Origin of the sequence: Paraburkholderia sp. (assembly GCF_036488505.1) — a bacterium.
GTDB lineage: Bacteria > Pseudomonadota > Gammaproteobacteria > Burkholderiales > Burkholderiaceae > Paraburkholderia.
Genome location: NZ_DASXHN010000179.1, coordinates 1 through 7,033 on the forward strand (window position 1 = coordinate 1; position 7,033 = coordinate 7,033).

Annotated in this window: 9 protein-coding genes; 1 reads left to right on the plus strand and 8 read right to left on the minus strand. The window is 64.3% G+C overall.

The window, feature by feature from the left end; genetic code table 11:
- The 8 genes from VGH68_RS10500 to VGH68_RS10535 all read right to left on the minus strand — a co-directional run.
- Window positions 1-561 (minus strand): TetR/AcrR family transcriptional regulator (locus VGH68_RS10500; protein ID WP_331603537.1); only part of this gene is annotated, 561 nt, incomplete at its 3' end.
- A gap of 301 nt (window positions 562-862) precedes the next feature.
- Window positions 863-1,576, minus strand: coding sequence for a diacylglycerol kinase (locus VGH68_RS10505; RefSeq protein ID WP_331603538.1), 714 nt, complete (start codon window positions 1,574-1,576; stop codon window positions 863-865).
- A 20-nt stretch (window positions 1,577-1,596) separates the two neighbouring features.
- Entirely contained in the window at window positions 1,597-2,628 is a 1,032-nt protein-coding gene (locus VGH68_RS10510) for a glycosyltransferase family 1 protein (RefSeq protein WP_331603546.1), read from the minus strand.
- 47 nt (window positions 2,629-2,675) lie between these two features.
- Window positions 2,676-3,617, minus strand: a complete 942-nt coding sequence (locus tag VGH68_RS10515; RefSeq protein WP_331603539.1) for a UDP-2,3-diacylglucosamine diphosphatase — start codon at window positions 3,615-3,617, stop codon at window positions 2,676-2,678.
- Between the two features lie 197 nt (window positions 3,618-3,814).
- A complete protein-coding gene (locus VGH68_RS10520; protein WP_331603540.1) occupies window positions 3,815-4,345 on the minus strand; it encodes an RDD family protein in 531 nt (176 codons plus the stop codon).
- Window positions 4,346-4,376: 31 nt separating this feature from the next.
- On the minus strand, window positions 4,377-5,150 hold the full coding sequence (locus VGH68_RS10525; protein ID WP_331603541.1) for a DUF3106 domain-containing protein: 774 nt from the start codon (window positions 5,148-5,150) through the stop codon (window positions 4,377-4,379).
- A gap of 16 nt (window positions 5,151-5,166) precedes the next feature.
- On the minus strand, window positions 5,167-5,598 hold the full coding sequence (locus VGH68_RS10530) for a DUF3619 family protein (protein WP_331603542.1): 432 nt from the start codon (window positions 5,596-5,598) through the stop codon (window positions 5,167-5,169).
- Entirely contained in the window at window positions 5,595-6,158 is a 564-nt protein-coding gene (locus VGH68_RS10535; RefSeq protein ID WP_331603544.1) for an RNA polymerase sigma factor, read from the minus strand. The genes VGH68_RS10530 and VGH68_RS10535 overlap by 4 nt, the downstream gene beginning before the upstream one ends.
- Before the next feature lie 355 nt (window positions 6,159-6,513).
- Between VGH68_RS10535 and VGH68_RS10540 the strand changes: the two genes are divergently transcribed.
- Window positions 6,514-7,033, plus strand: a 520-nt coding sequence (locus VGH68_RS10540; RefSeq protein ID WP_331603545.1) for a thiamine pyrophosphate-binding protein, incomplete at its 3' end; no start/stop codon positions are given.

The following is a 7,033-nucleotide window of genomic DNA, read 5'->3' on the forward strand; positions in this document are numbered from 1 at the left end:
ATGCAGTTCCTCGCGGATTGCTTCCTGCTCGTTGTATTTGCGCGGGTTCATCACGAACTGGTACGACAGCCAGTACGTGCCGATCACACCGACATTGGTCGCGATCACGCGCAGCTCTTGCGGCGTCGCGACCATTTCGCCATCGGCGACGAGTTGTTCGCAGAACTGGCTCGCGAAGCGCACCTTGTGGCTGATGATCTGCTTGAAGTGCGTTTCAAGCGTGCGGTTGCGCGCGAGTAGATCGTTCAGGTCGCGATAGAGAAAGCGGTAGCGCCACGTGAAATCGACCATGTATTGCAGATACGACCACATTTCGTCGATGGTCGCGCGATGGTCGTCGGGGAAACGCAGACGCTTTTCGATCTCCTGCTCGAACTGGCTGAAGATGCTGTTGATGATGTCGTCTTTGTTGCGGAAGTGGTAGTACAGGTTGCCTGGACTGATTTCCATTTCCTCGGCGATCGTCGTCGTCGTGACGTTTGGCTCGCCGATTTCGTTGAAGAGCTTCAACGAGAGTTCCAGTATCCGTTCGCGCGTGCGGCGGGGAGGTTTGGCTTCCATGTCGTCCGGCCCTGGTTGTGCCGGGCTGGACGCGCGGCGGCGTGCCGCCGCTGCGTGTTCCGCCCGGATGCGGTTGGTATCTTGAGCGCGCTCCCGAACCCGCCGCCGCGCGGCGGGCCCCCGAAAGGGCAGGAAGGCGCGAGGCGGCGTTGCGGCGGAGCCTTGTGCGTTCCAGCGGGACTATCGGTCGATTATAAACCGGGCGTTCGCATACCTAGCCGCGTGAGCGGATTTTCACGCTTCGCAATCACAGGACCTGCCGGCGGACCAGGCGGACCATTTGGCCGGCATCAACGGCTCATCACCACGCGCCAACCCAGCGTACGACGAGCGGGCCGACGATCACGACCCACGTCATCACGCACATGCCGAGCGCGACCATCACGGCCGCGCTGCCGAGATCCTTCGCGCGGCGCGACAGTTCGTGGCGTTCGAGCGAAATCCGGTCGATTGCCGCTTCGACGCTCGAATTGAGCAACTCGACGATCAGCACGAGCAGCACCGAGCCGAGCAGTAACACGCGCGAGACCGGATCGACCGGCATGAAGATGCCGCACGGAACCAGGATCGCGGCGAGCGTCAGTTCTTGCCGGAACGCGCTTTCCTCGCGGATCGCGACCTGGAATCCGGCCAGCGAGTTTTTCATCGCGTGCCACGCGCGCGTGAGGCCGCGGTTGCCCTTGTACGGATTGAACGGCAGCGGCGCGAGCGGGTCGTCGGGGCTCAGCGGTTCGTGCTGGTAAGCGTGCGTGCTGTCGTGCTGTCCGGCGTGGTTTCCGGCCTGCGCGACGCTCGCATCGCTACCGTTCGCGCCCGCGTCACAGTTGGGTGCGGTGGTTGTCGCGTGGGTAGGGTTCGCGCCGTTCGCACGATGCGCGGTGGTATCGGCATGCTCGGACATCGGTTGCTCGCGCACCTCGGCGAACGGTTCGATGCTGCTGGTATCGCGCGCGGACCTGACGGCACGCAATGCGCCGCTGGACGCGCGCCCGGCGCTGGATCGGCTGCTTCGCATCGCGGGTTTCGCGCGCCGCATCATGCGGCGGCGCTTTCCTCGCGATAGGCGGTGCCCGGCAGCGGCTTCAGATGCGCGGCGAATTGCGCGGACGCCGCCGCCCACGAGAAGCGCTCGGCCCATGCGCGCGCGTGCTGGCGATCGATTTTCAGCGCCGCGAGACAGGCCTCGCGCAGATCCTCGTCCATCGCGCCGGCGCCGCCGTCGCCCAGCACGTCGATCGGGCCGGTGACCGGATACGCGGCGACCGGTGTACCGCATGCGAGCGCCTCGAGCAGCACGAGACCGAATGTGTCGGTGCGGCTCGGGAACACGAAGACGTCGGCGGCCGCATAAACCTTTGCGAGTTCGGCCTGCGTGAGCACGCCGAGATAGTTGACTTGCGGATAACGCGACTTCAGTTCGGCGAGCGCCGGGCCTTCACCCGCCACCCACTTCGAGCCAGGCAGATCGAGCTGCAGGAACGCCTCGACGTTCTTCTCGACCGCGACCCGGCCCACGTACAGGAAGATCGGCCGCGCGGTGTTGAGCACTTTCGAGTCCATCGGACGGAAGATCTCGAGGTCGACGCCGCGGGTCCACAGCACGACGTTCGTGAAACCGAACTTTTCGAGGTCCTGCTTGACGATGGGCGTCGGTGCCATCACCGCCTGCGACCGCCTGTGGAACCAGTGCAGGAAGCGATACGTCACCGCCAGAGGGATCCGGAAGCGTGCCTGCACGTACTCCGGAAAGCGCGTGTGATAAGCGGTCGTGAACGGTAGCTTGTGCTCGATCGCATAGGACCGCGCGGCCATGCCGAGCGGTCCTTCGGTGGCGATGTGCAGCGCGTCGGGCGCGAACCGGTCGATGCGCTCGCGCAGCTTGCGGCGCGGCAGCAGCGACAAACGTATCTCCGGATAAGTCGGGCAGGCGATCGTTCTGAATTCGAGCGGCGTCAGCAGTTCGACCTGATGGCCGAGCTCCGCGAGTTCGCGCCGGGTGTTCTTCAATGTGCGCACGACGCCGTTGACCTGCGGCTCCCATGCGTCGGTGACGATCATGATCTTCATCGATTTGTTCATCGATCCGGGCCCTGTGGCAGTGGAGGTGGAGGGTGCTAGGCGGTGGCGCGGGCCTTCTGCGTGTCCGTTTGCGGCGTGCGCAGCGTGGTCCAGTAGATCACCTTGAGTTCGCCTTCATAGGTCTCGACGAGTGCCGACAGACTCTCGACCCAGTCGCCGTCGTTGCAATACAGCACGCCGTCGATTTCGCGCATCTCGGCCTTGTGGATGTGTCCGCAGACGACGCCGTCGCAGCCGCGGCGGCGCGCTTCGTCGGTCATCACCGTTTCGAACGACGAGATGAAGTTGACTGCGTTCTTCACCTGATGCTTCAGATACTGCGACAGCGACCAGTACGGGAAGCCGAGCTTGCTGCGGATCCGGTTGAACCAGCGGTTCAGCACGAGGATCATCGTGTAGAGCGTGTCGCCGAGATACGCGAGCCACTTCGCGTGCTGGATCACGCCGTCGAACAGATCGCCGTGCACGATCCACAGCCGCTTGCCGGCGAGCGTGGTGTGAAACGCCTCGCCGCGCACGTGGATGTCGCCGAACGCGAGGTCGCAGAACTGGCGCGCGGCTTCGTCGTGATTGCCCGGCACGTAGATCACCTGCGTGCCCTTGCGCGCTTTGCGCAGTACCTTCTGCACGACATCGTTGTGCCCCTGCGGCCAGTACCAGCCCTTCTTCAACTGCCAGCCGTCGATGATGTCGCCGACCAGGTACAGGTACTGCGATTCGTTATGGCGCAGGAAGTCGAGCAGATAACCCGCCTGGCAGCCGCTGGAGCCCAGATGAATATCGGAGAGCCAGATGGTGCGATAGCGATGCGGATCGGCGGGAGCGTCGTCGGGATGGTCGGCGTGGGCATCGAGCGGCGGCGTTACCGGCAACGGCATGCCCTGCTGGATGGAACCCGGAGCCGGGCGGAACGCGACGGGGTCGACGCTCGGGCCGGTTTGGCGGAACAGGGAAGTCGCGGACGTTTTTGAGTCCATGGCTCACGCGTCGAGTGGCGGTGCCCGTATTGAGCCGTGCGCGCGTGACTGTGCCATGACAGTCATGAGAAGTTCTTATTACGGTGCGGGGCTGGCCGGCGCTGATTTTTGGCGTGGTGCCTGTCGTTCTGGCCGACAGCGTGAAAGAAAACGCAACCGGCCTTTGCCAGGCCGATCAGTTTGCAAATTGAAAGCCCTTAGCGGATGACCCCGACGACCCGCGTCCCCGCAAGACGATCGTGCAGAAACTGCCGCTGCGGGTCGAAGCGCCCGCTCGCGGCCCATACCACGAACCAGACTCCCGCGACGGCAAGCGTCTGCGGTAGCCGCAGCCCAAGCATCGGATGCAACGCGAGCGGCGGCAGAAACCACAGCCACGCGAGCACATAACGCATGATCGCGCGCGCGACGGAAAGCGGTGCGCCGTCCGCGGTAACGACACGCAGGCGCCAGGTCTTCATCGGCAGCGTCTGGCCGCCGTGGGTCCAGAACCACACGAAGTACACGCCGACCACGAGACCGATCCATCCGGCGAGCAGATCGTGATGCGTGAGTCCGTTGCGCTGTTGCGTCAGCGTGCTGAACAGATAGCCGGCGAGGAACACGACGCCGAACAGGATCATCGCTTCATAGAGCAGCGCCGCGAGCCGCCGCCGCACAGTGGGTGCCGCGCCGCCGGGGGCGGTGGCGGTGGCGGGCAGGGTCGGCGTGGCGAGCGGCTGGGACACGGGATCGGAGCAGGCGTGAGGAAAGTGCGGCTCAGGAGCCGTTGAAGATCGATGGCGCTTCGGCCGGCGAGACGGGAATGGGCGTGGCCGGCACGAAGCTGCCCGCGGCCGGAATCGCCGGGGGCGACGGCAGCGCAGCCGCGGCCGGTCCCGACGCGGCAGCCGCGGCGCTGGCCGCCACTGCGGCGCTGGCGCCGGCTTTCTGATCGCGGGCGTTGACGAGCCGGTCGATGCCCTTGATCTCGTTGCGCGCCGACGGCGGCGCGCTGACGACGCTCGGCCGGCGTTTGCGCTCGCTAGCGGCGAGCCGCTCCTTCTGTTCTTCGGGCAGTTGCTGATAAGCCTTCCAGGCGTTCTGGCGAGCTTCGCGCGGCAATTCCTTCGACACCTGATAGTTCTCACGCGCGACCCGGCGCTGGTCGGGCGTCATGCGCACCCACTCACTCATGCGCTCATGCAGACGCTTCTGTGCCTCCGGCGACATCTTCGCGTATCGCGATGCGATCTTGATCCATTTGCGCTTGCGTTCGTCGCTGAACGAGTTCCACTCGGATTCGAACGGCGCGAGCGCCAGGTGATCGGCGGCACTCAGGCGCGACCACGCGAGCGGGCTGTTGCTGCCGGGCAGGGCGGGCAATTCGACGGCCAGCGCGGCAGCGGGCACGGGCGCGGCGGCGTTGCCGCCGGGCGGGTGGGCGCTCGCGGGCGACGGGCTCGGATGAAAGCGCGGATACGTTGCGGCGAACGACACCAAAGCCGCGATCGTGCATCCGAAAACAACGGCGAGGCCGCGCTTGTAACTCACCCGAGGACTCTCCCGCTCAGTGGGCGCGTGAAAGATACGCGTTGAAGCCGTGGTCGAGATATGCATTGAGCGGCAGGTCGTCGCTTAGCATCGCGGCATCGATATCGGCAAGCTCGGCGGTACGCTGGTGATCTTCCCAATATGCAATACCAATCAGGCTCACCACCAGCGCGGCGACTGGCCAGGCGAGCGCGAAGCGGCGCAGCGGCGAGCGGCGGCGCGGTGCGACGCCGGCGTCGGGCCGGCCCGCGAGGCCGGTTGGCATGCCAGCGAAAGCGGGCACGAACACCGGCGCACTGACGGTTTCCGGCTTCTTGCGCGCAAGCGCCGCGCGGCGCGCGGCGGCGAGCCGGTCGACGGTGGCGGGGGTGAGGCTGGCAGTGGTTTCGTCGAGCGCACGGCGCAGCTGGCGCGCGAACTGGAGTTCTCTGTTTTCGACGGAGCTCATAGCGTAATTCCTTTTGCCTTGAGCGCTTGCGCCAGCGTGTGGGTGGCCCGGGAGCAGTGCGTTTTCACGCTGCCTTCGGAGCAGCCCATTGCGGCGGCGGTCTCGGCGACATCCATATCCTCCCAATAACGCATGAGAAACGCCTCCCGTTGACGTGCCGGTAATTTCTGGATTTCGTCGTCGATCGACTGCAGGACCTGCTCGCGCTCGAGCTTCTGTTCATTGCTCTCGGCGCCGCCCGAACCCTGTTCGGCCTCGAAGGTCTCCAGCGGATCGAATTCGTCGTCATCCGAATTACCGAGCGATGAGAACAGACTGATCCACGTGTTGCGTACTTTGGCACGACGGAAATAGTCGTGCATCGCATTCTGCAGAATACGCTGAAACAGCAGGGGGAGTTCGGCCGCCGGCTGGTCGCCGTATTTTTCCGCGAGTTTGATCATCGCGTCCTGCACGATGTCGAGCGACGCGTCGTCATCCCGCACGGCGTAGACCGTCTGCTTGAACGCGCGCCTTTCGACGCCCGCCAGAAAATCGGCGAGTTCCTTGTCTGATGCCATCCGTTTGGGGTCGGCGCAGCAAGCGTGCGCGTAATCGGTCGAAAAATGTCGTAAAACTCGCGGATGCTAACAAACTTTCGAGTCGATCGGGGCGAAACGTGCGGTAGCTTGCGTTTACATGACGGCCATCGTTTCGCCCGATTGCACCGCGGCGCAGGTGCGCGCGAGGCAAATCTGCTTGACCGAGGACGTGTCTACAGCTATCGTCGCTGGTTCGCAACATAAGTGAGTTGTCTCAATTGAGGTGCAGCCCAAGAAGCTCACCTGTCAACTGGACGCGCCGCTTGAACCCGAGTCACGAGCCCGGCAGAGAGCACCCGATCAATTTTTTGCCGAAAATTCGAAAGGTGAATAAATGAATATGCCCAGCGCGGAATTCTCCACGTCGGATACGACCCCCCACCACGATGCTGACTCTATCGGCGCCACTGTGCTCATGAAGGCACTGGCCGACGAAGACGTCGAGTTCATCTGGGGCTATCCCGGCGGCTCGGTACTCTACATTTACGACGAGCTGTACAAGCAGGACAAATTCCAGCACATCCTCGTGCGCCACGAACAAGCCGCAGTCCACGCCGCCGACGCCTATGCGCGTTCCACCGGCAAAGTGGGTGTGTGCCTCGTGACTTCCGGCCCCGGCGTTACCAATGCGGTGACCGGCATCGCCACGGCCTACATGGATTCGATCCCGATGGTGATCATCAGCGGCCAGGTGCCGACTGCTGCGATCGGTCAGGATGCGTTCCAGGAGTGCGACACGGTCGGCATCACGCGTCCTTGCGTGAAGCACAACTTCCTCGTGAAGGACGTGCGCGACCTCGCCGCTACCGTCAAGAAAGCTTTCTACATTGCCCGTACCGGCCGTCCCGGCCCGG